This window comes from Sandaracinobacteroides saxicola (assembly GCF_014117445.1).
GTDB lineage: Bacteria > Pseudomonadota > Alphaproteobacteria > Sphingomonadales > Sphingomonadaceae > Sandaracinobacteroides_A > Sandaracinobacteroides_A saxicola.
Map to the genome: position 1 here is coordinate 2,404,986 of NZ_CP059851.1, position 13,751 is coordinate 2,418,736.

Here is a 13,751-nt window from a genome sequence, read left to right on the forward strand (position 1 = left end):
ATGCATTCTCCGGTCCTGCTGGCGCAGCCGCTGATGGACCGCGTGCTGTCCGGCTTCCTGGGCACGGTGTTCATCGCCGGCGTCACCTTCTGCGCGCTGGCGCAATATACCCGCGTGCAGACGGCGCGAGGCGAGGTCACCGCGGCCTCCGGCTTTTCCGCCGTCGTGACCGACGAGGGCGGTGTCATCTCCGAGCTTCTTGTCCGACCGGGGCAGAGCGTCGAGAAAGGGGAGCCGCTGGCGCGGCTGTCAAGGACCCAGGTCGTCAGCGAGCAGGGCGATACCACGCTGTTTTCGATCACGCAGGCGACGCAGGCACTGGCCAACGTCGACCTGCGCCTGCGCGAGACCGAACAGGCGATCGCGGCGGCGCGTGGGCACATCGCGCAGATGCAGCGCAGCGCTGGCATATCGACCTCCGCTGCCACGGCGCGGCGTGCGCTCAGCGAGCAGCGCAGGCAGGTCGCGGCCAAGCGGCTCGAACAGCTCGAAGCGCTGGCGAAGGAAGGCATCGTCACAACGATGGCGGTCGACCAGGCCCGGGTGCAGTCGATGCAACTGCTGCAGGAGGCATCGGATGGGGATCTCACCATCAATGAGATCGGCCGCGCCCGCGACGAACGGGTGGCGGCGCTCGAAAGCCGGATCCGCGACCTGGTCAACGTCCGGCTGACACTCGCAACCGAACGCCTGCACACCGAAAAGCAGCTGATCGACCTGCGCGCACGGCAGGCGGTTGCCATCGTCGCTCCCGCGGCCGGCGTCGTTGCCGCCATATCGGTGCGTCCCGGACAGCGCATAGAGGCCGGTCATCGCGCCTTCGCCGTTGCCCGACCGTCCGCCAGGCTGACCGTGGTGCTGGAGGTGCCATCGAAGGCGATCGGCCTCATCGAGGCCGGCCAGCGCGTCTCGCTCAAATATGATGCGTTCCCCTACATGACCTTCGGCCTGCGCTACGGACGGGTGGTCAGCGTCGAGAATGCCTCGCTGGAGAGCGGTCAGGCGCTTTCGACCGATGGCCGGGAAACCGACCGCAAATTCCTCGTCGAAGTCCTGCCAGAGGATAGCTCCGTGGTGGCCTATGGCCGGGAACGCTCGCTGAGGGTGGGCATGATGCTGACCGCCGACATCCAGGTGGAACGGCGAAGCCTGCTCGAATGGTGGCTGACACCGCTGTCCACGTTGCGGGAGCGGATCGGATGAACCTGTTCTCCTTCTCCCGCCGCCGCCTGCCGCTGATCCTGCAGGACGCCAACGGCGAATGCGGTATCGCCTGCCTTGCCATGATCGCCGGCTGGTACGGCCATCGGCTGGAATATCCGCAATTGAAGGCCAGCTACCCCACCACCCGTCGCGGGCTCAGTCTCGCCGACTTGGCCGCGGTCGCCGACCAGCTGAACTTCGACGTGCGGGGCTACAGGATCGACGATGTCGCCGATCTCGGCAAGGTCAGGCTGCCGGCCATCCTGCACTGGGGCGGCAACCATTTCGTGGTGCTGAAATCGGTCCGAAAGGACCGGTATGTGGTTCACAATCCCGCCGTCGGCGTGCGCAAGCTGACGCGCAAGGATATCGAGGACAGTTTCTCGGGCTTTGTACTCGAGGTCCAGCTGGGCGAGACGTTCCGCACCATCGTCCAGGAAAAACGCTATCCGCTCGCGCGTATCCTGGAACTGACATACGGCCTGAAAATCTCCATCGTCCAAGTGGTCGCCATCGCCATCGTCGGCAGCATGGTGATGATGCTGATGCCGCTGTTCGTGCAGGCCGCCATCGACACGGTGCTGCCGCAAAGCGACCTCGAACTCCTGACCGCCCTTGCCATCGGCCTGCTGCTCGTGACGCTGACGGCGGCGTTCGCCGACTGGCTGCAAACGCGCATCATCTCCAATGTCGGCGGTTCCTTCTTCGCCCAGTTGACGCGCAACGCCGTCGGGCAAATGCTCAGGCTGCCGCTGCGCTATTTCGAGGGGCGGCATCCGGGCGACCTGGCGACGCGCCTCGAATCGGTGGATTATATCCGCGTCGTCGTCACCAAATCCTTTGTGGCAGCCGCGGTCGACGGCATCATGATCACGCTGAGCGGGCTGATCATGTTCCTCTACGCGCCGAAGCTGGCGCTGATCATCTCGTCCATCTTCCTGGTGGTCGTGGGCATCCGGCTCAGCCTTTACCCGCGCATGCGGCGGCAGGCCACGGATGCGCTGAAGTCCCGGTCTGAAGAACGCGCCAAAATGATCGACACGCTGCGTGCGATTTCGGCGCTGAAGTCGAAAAACGCCACCTCGGCGGCGGCGTCGCGCTGGTATGACAGCTTTGTCCAATATGTGAACGCCACCTTCAAGATTCAGATGACGGAGGCCAACGCGGTGCTTCTCGTCGAAATCGTGACGGCGATCGGGACCGCGCTGACCCTCTACCTCGGCATCGCGGCGGTGCTGAAACAGGAACTGACGGTGGGGATGCTCTATGCCTTCTTCACCTATCGCACCCTGTTCTTCGGCCGGATCGACAATCTGGTGACGACGATGACCGAAATCTCGATGCTTGGCGCCAACATGGGACGGCTCGCCGACTTTCTGGAAATGGAGCCCGAGCCCAAGACCAACGTGGTCGAACGTCAGATCCGCGACTGTGTCCAGCTGCGGGATGTGACCTACCGGGCGGGTTTCGCTGACAAACCGATCCTGCACGAGACCAACCTGCGACTGGTGCCGGCGAACGGCGAGCTGGTTGCGATCCTCGGCCCCTCGGGTTCCGGCAAGACGACCCTGCTCAAAATGCTGGCCGGCCTGTACGAGCCGTCCACGGGCACCGTCGAGATCGACGGGACCCCGCTGAAACAGTGGGGCCTCACCGCCTATCGTCGCAACATCGGGCTGCTGCTGGGCGCCGACAAGCTGATGCACGGCTCCATCACCGAAAATGTGACGGCATTCGATCTGGACCCGGACCCGGCGCGGGTGATGGAGGCATTGCGCATCGCCTGCCTGCTGGAAGCGGTGGCGGAACTGCCGCGCGGGATCGACACGGTCATCAGCGAGGAAAACGGGGTGCTTTCCAGTGGGCAGCGGCGCCGCCTGATGCTTGCCCGCGCGCTCTATCACCAGCCGCCGCTGCTCTTGCTCGACGAAGTCACAGCCAATCTCGACGCCGAGACCGCCGCGGCCGTGATCGCCAACCTGGCAGCGCATCCGGCGACCAAGGTGATCACCTCACATGACCTGCAGGTGCTGCAGAACTGCTCCCGGGTCTTCCGGATGGAAGCAGGGCGGCTTGCGCCGGTCTTGCATCAACCCCCCATGACGCAACAGCAGCAGAGAGAGGAAAGTCATGCTTAAGGACGACGTGATCACCCAGATCGCCGGCTTCATCCGTCATGTGCGGCGGGATGAAGCGCTGGCCATCGACGCCGACACCCGGATCGACACGCTCGGCATCGACTCGCTCGATTTCGTCGAACTGCTGTTCATGATCGAGGAGAAGTTCGATATCGACATCGGCTTCAACGCCAACGCCGACGGCAGCTTCCCGTTCGAAACCGTGGGCAGCGCCGCCGACGCGGTCTGCCAGCTCGTGGGCAGCAAGACGGTTCCAGCGTGAGGCGCGTCGCGGTTACGGGAATCGGCATGATCTGCGCCGGCGGGCTGACCGCCGGGCAAAGCTGGGAAACCGTGCGCGACGGCATCAGCCGGGTGGCACCCGCGCAGGCCGGACGCGATCGCAGCACGGCCGCCATACCGGTCGCCGCCATCGCCGGCTTCGACCCTGCCGGGCATTTCGAACGCAACCAGCTCGTCGCGCTGGATCCCGTCGCCCAATATGCCGTCATCGCCGCAAGAGAGGCAATCGCCCAGTCCGGCCTTGCCCTTGCCGATCATGCCCCCGAACGGACCCGCTGCATCGTCGGTTCGGGGACCGGCGGCGAAGTCACGCACGACCACGCATCCCGCCAGGTCTATGATCAGGGTGCCAGCCGCCTGCATCCCATGACGGTTCCGAAGATCATGCTGAGCGCGGTCGCCAGCCATGTCGCGCTCGACCTCCAGATAAAGGGCGGGGTCTATGCGGTCAGCTCCGCCTGTGCCTCCGCCGCCCACGCCATCGGACAGGCATTCTGGGACATCCGTCATGGCATGGTCGATGTTGCCGTCGCCGGGGGAAGCGAAGCCTGCCTGACCTATGGCTGCCTCAAGGCGTGGCAGGCGCTGCATGTGCTGTCCGATGACCTGTGCCGGCCTTTCTCGCTTGGCCGGCGCGGCCTGATCCTGGGGGAAGGCGCCGCGATCCTGGTGCTGGAGGCATTCGAGACCGCGCAGGCAAGAGGCGCCGACATCCTGGCGGAGATCGTCGGGTTCGGCATGAGCTGCGACGCCGCGTCGATCACCGCGCCCGACGCGCATGGCATGGCGCGCGCGATGAACAGCGCCCTCGCCGATGCCCGGCTACCCGCCACCGCGGTCGATCACGTCAATGCCCATGGCACGGGCACACACGCCAACGACCAGACCGAAAGCCATGCCCTGCGCCTCGTCTTCGGCGATCGGCTGCCTGCCATTCCCGTCACGGCGAACAAGTCGGTGCTCGGCCATGCGCTGGGTGCATCGGGCGCGCTGGAAATGGCGGTCGCCATCATGACGCTGCGCACCGGCATCATCCCGCCTACCGCCAATCATCTCGAAGCCGATCCCGGCTGCGCCGTTGACTGCGTGCCGAACGCGGCGCGCCAGGCTCATGTGAAGACGCTGCTGTCGAACAGCTTCGCCTTCGGTGGTCTGAACGCCTCACTGGCGGTGTGCCATGTCTGAGGCCCTCGAACGCTTTCGCCTCGCCTGCGGCGACATCAACGCCACCGCCGCATCGCTCGGCTTTCCGCCCTTCTGCACCGGGTTGCGCACCGAAACACCGCTGAACAGCGCCCCCTATGTCGTCGACCTGCCTGGCTTTGCGGCGCTGCTGGGAACCGATGAACGCCGGCGCGCGATGATCGCCACGCTGGAAGCGCAACTGGCGGCGCTCGCCACCCAGGGCGTCGAATGGCGACTTGCCCTGATCGGCGGGAGTTTCCTGCGGGACGCCGCCATCCCCGCCGACATCGACGCGCTGATATTCTACGCCATCGATCCTGACCGGTTGTCACAGGCAAAGGCCGCCCTCACGCGGCTCGCGGCGGCACGATCGGCGGCCTGTCTCGATCTCAGCTTTTGCCCGGTCGATGTCGATCCGATGATCCTCGTCAAGCGCTCGATCTTCTTTTCGAACCTGTTTGCCTATGATCGTGACGCGCGGTCGCTGGTGAAGGGGACGGTGCTGCTCGTGCCACCCTTGCCATCCGCGCGGCGTGAAACCGATCACCGGGCCAAAATGACGCCTGAAACACCCTCAACCCTGTTCAGCGGTGCCGCTTCGTGACCGACACCTCCCCCACCTGCCATCTGCAGTCGCCCGCCGATGCGCCGATCCTGGCTGAGAGCAGCCCGCACATGCTGGACTTTGGCACATTTGCCGATCGTTTTGCCACCTCGCCGGCACGCAGGCATCTGCTCCGGGCCCTTGCCGATCGTCTCGGCAGGCTGCGAGACCATGGGGTCGAACCGCTCTTCCTCCTGGTCGGTGGCGGCTTTGTCCGCGCGCAACACGAACCCGCCGACCTTGATGCGCTTGTCGGATACCGCCTCGGCGCCAGCGGCGTGATGACCGACTCCATGGTCGCCCTTCTGCGGGAACGCGGCTCCGGGCTGGACCTGCGCTTCGTCGCCGCGGACGGGCGGCCCGAACTGCTCGTGCGCATGGCCTGCTTTTTCCACACGCTCTATCAATCGCGTGACAAGGGATATTCTCAGCCAAGTTTTCTCGTGACGATTGGAATGCCGACGTGAAGACCCCGTCACCTCGCACCTTCGTGCTGGCCGCTTCGCTCGCCTGCCTGCTCGCGCTTGCCACCACCGGCTGCTCCGCGTCGGTCATGCGCGACCGTGTGTTCAAACCCGATCCAATGCCCGCCCGGCTGGAATGGCAGTCTGTCCCTGAACCCGAAACGGTCACCGTAACCAACGAGGACGGGCTGGTTCTTCGCGGCTACCGCTGGCCAGCGAAAACCCGCAATCATGTCAGCCTGGTCTTCTTTCACGGCAATGGCGGCAACCGCTACACCGCCGCCCTGATGGCGGCACCGCTGCGCCGGCCGGACGCCGAAATCATCGTGGCCTCTTATCGCGGATATGGGGACAACCCCGGTGAGCCCGACGAGAAAGGCCTGTTCCGGGATGCCGCCGCCTTCCTGAAACTCGCCCGACAGTCCGAGCCCCGCAAAATCTACCTGTTCGGCTTCTCGCTCGGGGGGGCCGTCGCGCTGCACACCGCCGCCACACAGCCCGTGGACGGCGTGGTCACACTCGGCACATTTTCGTCATTGCGATCGATGGCACCCGCCTTGATCCGCGGCATGATCCCCGACCAATTCAACAGCGCTGCGATAATCCGCACGATCAAGGTGCCGCTTTTCCTGCTGCACGGCACCGCGGATACCACCGTGCCGTTTGAACAGGGGCGCAAGCTGCGCGCCGCGGCTGCCGACAATGCTCTTTTGGTGCGGCTGGTCGACGCGCCGCACAACATCACGCTCGACCAGATCCAGGACAGGATCTGGACGGCATTGCTACAACCAGCATCGTCCACACTTCCATAGCGGCGGTGAGATGGCCGCTGCGCATGCAAGGCTTCGCCTCGTTCCCCACGCGCCATCGACTGTCCTGAATTAACATAGGGTTCACCGCTGGTTCAGGGCGCCCGACTGGTGTAGGGCGCGATCATGAGCCTGCCGGACATCGCCGTGAAGGTCGCGTTATTGACCGCTACCCAAAGGACATATCTGCAACTGGTGGCACAGGGATATACGTCAAAGCAGATCAGCCAGATCGTCGGCGGTTCACACCACACCATCAATGTCGAGATCGGCATCGCGATGCGCCTGCTGGGAGCGAGCAGCCGCAAACAAGCGGCAGCAATGGTGAAGGATTGTGATGTATCCACCTCATATGAACAGTCATACGAAGCAAAAATCATTGCCAATCCCGCTACATCTCTCATTAACCACAACAAGTCGGGTGGAGTAAAAGCCCTCAGTCAGTTGCCGTTGCCAGTATCGACAGTCAAAACGCCAATAAACAATATGACCGCCGCCCAGAGAATTATGTGGATTCTCGTTCTTGCAGCGGCGATTGCATTGCTGCTTGGCGGCCTTACGAGTGGAGTTACTGCGCTGATCGTGTCAATACAGCACTGGCTTTGAATTCTTCCGATAGGGGTCTTGATTGGGAGTGACAGAATGACCGATCCAGTATCGACATATAGATAGACCGGCTCCGCGAACGCCCGCCCAGGATATCGGGATGCCATTGGTAAGCCATGCCCTCGGGGACATGACAATGGCACGACCCGGACATCGCATCCGCTTTCCGGAGATGCAGGGATTTGTTGACAGGCAAGACCTTCTACCATGGTTTGCAGCTTGCGAGCCTGTTGCTGACCAGCCTGTTGGCATTTCGCCTCGGCAGTCGCACCGAAAAGATTGGTGCGGCTATCCTTCTGGCGGCGGGCATTCCCACCATCCTCATTCTTCAATCCGACCGCCTGTCCGAAGTCACCGTGAATGCCGCGCTTGTTGTCATCGACACGCTGGCGCTTCTGGCCTTTGTCAATCTGGCGCTCAGATCACGAAAGTTCTGGCCACTATGGGGAACTTCCATCCTCTTGATCGCAGTCACAAAACATCTCGTCGTCTTTCTCCAGCTCCGGGCAACACTCCAGCCCTATACGCCGTTTCACAGCCTGTGGATGATTCCTGTCATGTTGCTCATCATTTTGGGTTCACTTCGGGATCGCCGCCGCTGAACATCTCCTGTGCCGCCACCGCTGCCGGTCTGCAAAGCATCGAACTGGCGCTGCAACGGATCAAGGCCGAGGTGCAACGCCTTGTTCCCGGCCGCGAGGGCCAGGATATGGAACTGCGGCGGCTCGCCGACCATGCCCGGCACCTGTACAATCTGCGTCGGCAACGGGGAAAACTGCTTGGCGACCTGTTCGGCGAACCGGCCTGGGACATGCTCCTCGATCTGTTCATCCGGACAGCCGAGGGAAAGAAGACTCCGGTCAAGAACCTCTGTCTGGCGGCTTGCACACCGACCTCCACCGCGGTGCGCTGGATCGACCGGCTCATCGAATCGGGCCTTATCGAGAAAACCACGGACGAAGAGGACGCAAGGCGCTCCCTTGTCGCCCTTACCGAACGCGGCTGGCGGGCGCTTCATGCCCTGTTGAAGTAGACGATGGAACAAAGCGAATGCCTGGCGCTGATGTTTGACAAGCGGTTTCGGTCTGAAGCGCCGTGACTCTTTTGTCCGCCTTGGGTAATGGCCTACGTGACAAGCGGGGCGGTCACTCCCGGCGCGGAGCCGCCGATGATCGACCGTGCCAAGCGGGATGCCGTGCAAGCCCGCACAAAGGCCCGCAACCCCGGGGGACGCCGCTGGAGCAGGTGGGCAATCGCACCCTCCCTACCGCCCTGATCCATTGCACCAGGGCGTAGGACAACGACCACCGGCACCAGCTTTGTTCCAAACTGGCGGAGCGGGAGGGATTCGAACCCTCGATGAGCTTTTGACCCATACACACTTTCCAGGCGTGCGCCTTCGACCACTCGGCCACCGCTCCGTCAGGCGCTGACTAGGCACAGGCCGTCGGTCGCGCAAGGGGGGCGTTCGCCGCTAACCCTCCCGCGCGGCGATCCGCGCGCGCAGCGCGGCATGGCTTTCACGGGTCAGGCGATAGCGTGAAAGGCACCAGATCGACGCCAGCAGCATCACCACCGTCAGCCCCAGAAAGCCATAGACCAGCGCGTGAACCGTCGCGGTCGGCACCTCCCCCGGCTTCGCGCCTTCGGGGAAACCCACCGCCGCCAGCAACATGCCCGACATGAACACCCCCAATCCAGTCACGCATTTCTGCACGAACAGGTTGGCGCTGAAATACAGCCCCTCCGCCCGACGGCCGGTCGCCGCCGTGTTCACATCGATGCTGTCGGTCAGCATCGACGTTCCCAGGATCGCCGCCGCCACGATCAGCATCACGGTCAGCGCGGTGAACAGCAGCAGCGTCGTCAGCAGCGCCGGCGTGCCATTGTCCGGCATCAACCCCAGCAGCCGGCCCAGATAAGGCATGGGAATCACCGCGATCGCCGCGCCGAACAATGCCAGCGCACCGAAACGCTTGTCGGTACGCGCCGACAGGATGCCCGACAGCGGCAGCGCCAGCGTCGAGCCCACGAAGCTGGACAGCACCAGAAAGCTCATCTGCGTCGACGTCAGCCCCCAGAGGAAACTGTTGAGATAGATGTTGAGCGACGTGCCCAGCCCGTTCGCCATCTGGCTGAACACACCGCTGAACAGCACCGCCAGGAACGCCGGGTTGTCGAAGCTCTCCCGGATCTCGCCCCAGCGCTGGCGAAAACTGCGGCCCGGCGGCGCCGGCAGCGGCTGAATGCCCGCCATCGCCCGCTGCGTGCCCAGCGCCGACACCAGCATGAAGGCCAGCATCGCCACCGCCGCCGCCGCGCCATAGCGGCGATACCCCTCACCGTTCAGCACGCCCACCTCCACCCCGGCCGCGGGTTGTAGGAACAGCGCGAAGGCGATGAACCCCGCCGCGATCCCCGCCGCCCAGCCGAAGAAAAAGCGCCAGGCGACATAGCGCGTGCGCAGGTCATAATCCCCGGTCAGCTCCGCCGCCATCGAGGTGCTGGGGATCTCATAGGCGGCCATCAGCATCCGCAGCAGCACCAGGGTCACCATCAGCCAGGCGAACAGCCCCGCATCATGCAGCGCCGGCGGGTTCCACAACGCAAAAAACGCCAGCGCCGCGGGGATGGCGGCGGCGTACATCCACGGGTGCCGCCGGCCGATGCGCGAGCGCGTCCGGTCAGAGGCATAGCCGATCATCGGGTCGACGAAGCCATCGATCACCAGCGCGATCATCAGCGCCGCGCCCACCCATTGCGCCGGCAGCCCGAGGACCTGATTGTAATAGAGCAGCAGGAGATAGTTGAGGCCATTGTCCTTGATGCCGAACGCGCCCGCCCCGGCGCCATAGATCAGCCTGCTGCCCAGCCCCGCCATGCACACTCCCTTTTGCCACAGGCTGGCAGCGCGGGCGCCCAAGTCAACTTGTTGTATCGCCAGCCCCGGCCTATTTTGCCGCCAGAGGGAGAGCGCCATGCAGCCACAGCATTTCGAGACCGCCGTCGAAAGCGGTGTCGTGCCCGCCGGCACCCCCTTCGGCCTGACCGCTGCGGCGCTGATGGCCCACGCCGCCTTCGTCGATCCGGAGCAGTCGACCGCCATTTTCGATGCGCTCGCCGCCGTCATGCCGCTGCCCGAACCCGAGCGGCTGGCGGCACTGGCCCTGCCGCCGCTGACGAACGGTCGCGCCCTGCCCCGTGCCCTGTGGCAGGGGTTCTGGGACATCGCCGGCGCGCCGCCCGCCGGCAATGTCGATCCGCTCGCCTTCACCGTCGCCGTCGTGGCGCTCGGCAATCATTATGATACCGAACTGATCGACCGCTGCGAACGCGCGCTGCTGCACCATGACAATGTCCGCGCTCTGATCGCCACGCCCGAAACCCGCATGAAAACCAGCGACCTCGAAGGCTGGCCGGTGGACAGCCTGGGCACCGACCTCCTCACCATGCTGCGCGCCCAGGGCTATGACCTGGAAGTGATCGACGCCGACACCGTGGTGCTGCCCGGCGACTATCCGGCGCAGAACCGTACCAACCGCCGCATCCTGCAACTGCATGACGTCTGGCACCTGGTCGCCGGCTATGGCTTCACCGGTGCCGGCGAAGTCGCCATTTCCGGCTTCCAGATGGCGCAGTTCGGGCAGAATTATTCCACGCGTTTCCTGGCGACCGTCGCCACGCTCGCCGCGCTCCACCTCGGCCCCATCGCCGAGTTGCTGTTGCAGGTCAGCTTCGACGGCTGGCGCCATGGCCGCGCCACGCCCGACCTCCTCACCATCCCCTGGCACGCGCGGCTGGGCGAACCCATCGCCGCATTGCGTGACCAGATCGGCATCACGCCCTTCAGCAGCCCGACCGCCAGCATGATGGACATGATGGAGGCGCAGGCGAAAGCGGCGTAAGGCTTTCCTCCCGCCGCCGCTCTGTGCCAAAGGGTGGCCGATGCGTTTCCTGTTGCCGTTCCTGTGCCTGTTCGCCCTGTCGCCCGCCCTTGCGCAGGAGGTCACGCCGCCCGAAGCGCCGCCGGCCGACAATGCCGAGGTCGCACCGCCCACCGACGAGCAGCGCTTCGAGGCCTGGCTCTCGACCTATCGTGCCGGCGCGCTGGCGCGCGGGCTGAAGGCGGAATGGCTGGACGCGACGCTCACCGGCCTCACCCTCAGCCCGCGCGTCATCGAGCTCGACCGGGCGCAGCCCGACGACAGCAACAGCCGCTCGGTATTCGCCAACTATCGCGCCCGCCAGATCAACGACAACCGCATCAACGGCGGCCGCAACCGCGCCGCGGACCGCAGCCAGCTGCTGATCAGCCTTGAAAACCGCTACGGCGTGCCAGGCTCGATGCTGGTCGCCATCTGGGGGGCCGAAAGCAGCTATGGCGCGGTCACCGGCGGTTTCGACCTGCCGCGCGCGCTGGCGACGCTGGCGTTCGAGGGCCGGCGCGCCGCGCTGTTCACCGGCGAGCTCGACGCCGCCGTGCGCATGGTGGGGGAGGGCCATATCGCCCGCGAAGCCTTTCGCGGCAGCTGGGCCGGCGCCACCGGCCAGCCGCAATTCCTGCCCAGCAGCTACCTCGCCTGGGCCGCCGATGGCGACGGCGACGGCCGGGCGGACATCTGGGGCAACGAGGCCGACACGCTCGCCTCCATCGCCCGCTATTTCGCCGGCCATGGCTGGCGCCGTGGCCAGGGCTGGGGCGTCGCGGTCAGCGTGCCGCCGGCGCTGGAACGCTGGCGGGTGCGCAATCTGGTGGCGCCGACCCAGTGCGTCCGCCCGATGTCGCGCCACAGCCGCTGGATCAGCGTGAAGGAATGGCGCGCGCTGGGCGTCACGCCGGTCGGCGCCCCCCTGCCGCCGGACGACACGCTGATGACGCTGGTGGAACCCGACGGCCCCGGCACCGACGCCTGGCTCACCACCGGCAATTACCGCGTCATCATGGAGTATAACTGCTCCAACTTCTATGCGCTGGTCGCCGGCATCCTGTCGGACGCCATCGCCGCACCGGAGGCCGCGCTTGCGCCCGCTCCTGCTCCTTAGCCTGCTGGCGCTCGCCGCCTGCGCCAGCACGCCGCGTCCCGCAACCAACACACCGCGCGTCGCCGGGCCAAAGGCGCCACCCGGCGTGAAGATCGGCGCGCCGTATGTGGTGTTCGGCCAGACCTACGTCCCCGCGGACGACCGCAGCTATGACGCGCGCGGCATCGCCAGCTGGTACGGCCCGGGGTTCCACGCCAAGCTGACCGCCAATGGCGAGACCTATGACCAGGACGATGTCACCGCCGCGCACAAGACGCTGCCGATGCCCAGCTGGGTGGAGGTGACCAACCTCGACAATGGCCGGGTGCTGACGGTGCGCGTCAACGACCGCGGGCCGTTCGTCGACGGTCGCATCATCGACCTGTCCCGCCGCTCCGCGCAGCTGCTCGGCGTCGACAAGGTCGGCCTGGCGAAGGTGCGCGTGCGCCGTGTGTTCCCCCCGGAAAGCGCCGCCTTCACGCCGCCTGCCCCGCCCGCGCCGGTCATTGCCGCGCCGCCGCCGGTCGTGGCGGCTCCGGTGCCGCCGGTGGTGGCCACGCCGCTGCCCGCCTCGCCGCCCGCCACAGCCGCCACCGCCGGCCTGTTCATCCAGGTCGCGGCGCTGCAGGACGCCGGCCGCGCCAGCTGGCTGGCCGCCTATCTCGCGCCCTTCGGCACCGCCGCCACCTCGCAGACCCCGTCCGGCCTGTGGCGCGTCCGGCTCGGCCCCTATGCCAGCGCATCGGATGCGGCGGATGCGCTCGGCGAAGTGCAGGCCGCCGGCTATCCCGACGCGCGGATCGTCAAGCCGTGACGGGCAAGTTCATCAGCTTCGAGGGCGGCGAGGGCGCGGGCAAATCCACCCAGATCGCACGGCTGGCAGCACGGTTGCGCGCCGCCGGCCGCGCGGTCACCGAAACCCGCGAACCCGGCGGCACGCCGGGCGCCGAGGCGATCCGCGCGCTGCTGGTCAGTGGAACAGCGGACCGCTGGGACGCCATCACCGAGGCACTGCTGATGAACGCCGCCCGCGCCGACCATGTCACCCGCGTCATCCGCCCGGCGCTGGCTGCGGGACAGGTGGTGCTGTGCGACCGTTATGTCGATTCGACGCTGGTGTATCAGGGGCAGGCGGGCGACCTCTCCGCGCTGCGCCAATTGCATAAATATGCAACGGGCAATCTGTGGCCGGATTTGACGCTCTGGCTTGATTTACCAGTGAAACAGGGTTTGATCCGTGCATCGACACGTGGCGACAGCGGGCGGTTCGAGGCAAAGGGCCTGGCGTTTCATGAACGCGTTCGGGCAGGGTTCGCGGCGTTGGCCGCGGCGGAGCCGGCCCGCGTGATGCGGGTGGATGCGAGCGGCGATGAGGAGGCGGTGGCGGAGCGGGTTTGGGGGGCGGTTGCGTGGCGGCTGTAGCACCGGACATTCGAAC

15 protein-coding genes and 1 tRNA gene are annotated in these 13,751 nt (G+C 65.8%); 14 read left to right on the forward strand and 2 right to left on the reverse strand.

What is annotated here, in order from left to right; genetic code table 11:
* The 10 genes from H3309_RS12135 (at window position 1) to H3309_RS12180 (ending at window position 8,324) form a co-directional block, all read left to right on the forward strand.
* The gene (locus H3309_RS12135) at window positions 1–1,203 is read left to right on the forward strand and encodes an HlyD family secretion protein (RefSeq protein ID WP_182294957.1); all 1,203 of its coding nucleotides are present in this window, start codon (window positions 1–3) and stop codon (window positions 1,201–1,203) included.
* Window positions 1,158–3,341 carry a peptidase domain-containing ABC transporter gene (locus H3309_RS12140; protein ID WP_182294958.1) on the forward strand — a complete coding sequence of 728 codons (2,184 nt, stop codon included), beginning with the start codon at window positions 1,158–1,160 and terminating at the stop codon, window positions 3,339–3,341. The genes H3309_RS12135 and H3309_RS12140 overlap by 46 nt, the downstream gene beginning before the upstream one ends.
* The gene (locus tag H3309_RS12145) at window positions 3,334–3,603 is read left to right on the forward strand and encodes an acyl carrier protein (RefSeq protein WP_182294959.1); all 270 of its coding nucleotides are present in this window, start codon (window positions 3,334–3,336) and stop codon (window positions 3,601–3,603) included. The genes H3309_RS12140 and H3309_RS12145 overlap by 8 nt, the downstream gene beginning before the upstream one ends.
* A 26-nt stretch (window positions 3,604–3,629) precedes the next feature.
* Complete coding sequence (locus H3309_RS12150; RefSeq protein WP_243453717.1) at window positions 3,630–4,808, forward strand: beta-ketoacyl-[acyl-carrier-protein] synthase family protein; 1,179 nt, start codon at window positions 3,630–3,632, stop codon at window positions 4,806–4,808.
* On the forward strand, window positions 4,801–5,412 hold the full coding sequence (locus tag H3309_RS12155) for a DUF6932 family protein (protein WP_182294961.1): 612 nt from the start codon (window positions 4,801–4,803) through the stop codon (window positions 5,410–5,412). Before H3309_RS12150 ends, H3309_RS12155 begins: the two co-directional genes overlap by 8 nt.
* Window positions 5,409–5,879, forward strand: coding sequence for a DUF6932 family protein (locus tag H3309_RS12160; protein WP_182294962.1), 471 nt, complete (start codon window positions 5,409–5,411; stop codon window positions 5,877–5,879). Before H3309_RS12155 ends, H3309_RS12160 begins: the two co-directional genes overlap by 4 nt.
* A 23-nt stretch (window positions 5,880–5,902) precedes the next feature.
* Entirely contained in the window at window positions 5,903–6,688 is a 786-nt protein-coding gene (locus tag H3309_RS12165) for an alpha/beta hydrolase (RefSeq protein WP_182294963.1), read from the forward strand.
* A 123-nt stretch (window positions 6,689–6,811) separates the two neighbouring features.
* Complete coding sequence (locus H3309_RS12170) at window positions 6,812–7,291, forward strand: helix-turn-helix domain-containing protein (RefSeq protein ID WP_182294964.1); 480 nt, start codon at window positions 6,812–6,814, stop codon at window positions 7,289–7,291.
* Between the two features lie 185 nt (window positions 7,292–7,476).
* Window positions 7,477–7,893, forward strand: a complete 417-nt coding sequence (locus H3309_RS12175; protein ID WP_182294965.1) for a hypothetical protein — start codon at window positions 7,477–7,479, stop codon at window positions 7,891–7,893.
* Window positions 7,833–8,324, forward strand: coding sequence for a winged helix DNA-binding protein (locus H3309_RS12180; RefSeq protein ID WP_182294966.1), 492 nt, complete (start codon window positions 7,833–7,835; stop codon window positions 8,322–8,324). The genes H3309_RS12175 and H3309_RS12180 overlap by 61 nt, the downstream gene beginning before the upstream one ends.
* 297 nt (window positions 8,325–8,621) lie before the next feature.
* Here the strand turns inward: H3309_RS12180 and H3309_RS12185 are convergent.
* Both H3309_RS12185 and H3309_RS12190 read right to left on the reverse strand, forming a co-directional pair.
* Window positions 8,622–8,712 (reverse strand) — tRNA-Ser (locus H3309_RS12185).
* A gap of 53 nt (window positions 8,713–8,765) precedes the next feature.
* Window positions 8,766–10,172, reverse strand: a complete 1,407-nt coding sequence (locus H3309_RS12190; RefSeq protein WP_182294967.1) for an MFS transporter — start codon at window positions 10,170–10,172, stop codon at window positions 8,766–8,768.
* 97 nt (window positions 10,173–10,269) lie between these two features.
* Between H3309_RS12190 and H3309_RS12195 the strand changes: the two genes are divergently transcribed.
* From H3309_RS12195 to tmk, 4 genes are read left to right on the forward strand one after another with little or no spacing between them, the layout of a single operon-like run.
* The gene (locus H3309_RS12195) at window positions 10,270–11,196 is read left to right on the forward strand and encodes a Coq4 family protein (RefSeq protein WP_182294968.1); all 927 of its coding nucleotides are present in this window, start codon (window positions 10,270–10,272) and stop codon (window positions 11,194–11,196) included.
* A gap of 40 nt (window positions 11,197–11,236) precedes the next feature.
* Window positions 11,237–12,334, forward strand: coding sequence for a lytic murein transglycosylase (locus H3309_RS12200; protein ID WP_182294969.1), 1,098 nt, complete (start codon window positions 11,237–11,239; stop codon window positions 12,332–12,334).
* Window positions 12,312–13,127 carry a septal ring lytic transglycosylase RlpA family protein gene (locus H3309_RS12205; RefSeq protein ID WP_243453718.1) on the forward strand — a complete coding sequence of 272 codons (816 nt, stop codon included), beginning with the start codon at window positions 12,312–12,314 and terminating at the stop codon, window positions 13,125–13,127. The genes H3309_RS12200 and H3309_RS12205 overlap by 23 nt, the downstream gene beginning before the upstream one ends.
* Complete coding sequence (gene tmk, locus H3309_RS12210) at window positions 13,124–13,735, forward strand: dTMP kinase (RefSeq protein WP_182294971.1); 612 nt, start codon at window positions 13,124–13,126, stop codon at window positions 13,733–13,735. Before H3309_RS12205 ends, tmk begins: the two co-directional genes overlap by 4 nt.
* The last annotated feature ends 16 nt before the right edge of the window (window positions 13,736–13,751 follow it).

Bases quoted from the DNA above. Each gene is read 5' to 3' on its own strand.
- H3309_RS12135 (WP_182294957.1), top strand. From the start codon at position 1: ATGCATTCTCCGGTCCTGCTGGCGCAGCCGCTGATGGACCGCGTGCTG.
- H3309_RS12140 (WP_182294958.1), top strand. From the start codon at position 1,158: ATGGTGGCTGACACCGCTGTCCACGTTGCGGGAGCGGATCGGATGAAC.
- H3309_RS12145 (WP_182294959.1), top strand. From the start codon at position 3,334: ATGCTTAAGGACGACGTGATCACCCAGATCGCCGGCTTCATCCGTCAT.
- H3309_RS12150 (WP_243453717.1), top strand. From the start codon at position 3,630: ATGATCTGCGCCGGCGGGCTGACCGCCGGGCAAAGCTGGGAAACCGTG.
- H3309_RS12155 (WP_182294961.1), top strand. From the start codon at position 4,801: ATGTCTGAGGCCCTCGAACGCTTTCGCCTCGCCTGCGGCGACATCAAC.
- H3309_RS12170 (WP_182294964.1), top strand. From the start codon at position 6,812: ATGAGCCTGCCGGACATCGCCGTGAAGGTCGCGTTATTGACCGCTACC.
- H3309_RS12190 (WP_182294967.1), bottom strand. From the start codon at position 10,172: ATGGCGGGGCTGGGCAGCAGGCTGATCTATGGCGCCGGGGCGGGCGCG.
- H3309_RS12195 (WP_182294968.1), top strand. From the start codon at position 10,270: ATGCAGCCACAGCATTTCGAGACCGCCGTCGAAAGCGGTGTCGTGCCC.
- H3309_RS12200 (WP_182294969.1), top strand. From the start codon at position 11,237: ATGCGTTTCCTGTTGCCGTTCCTGTGCCTGTTCGCCCTGTCGCCCGCC.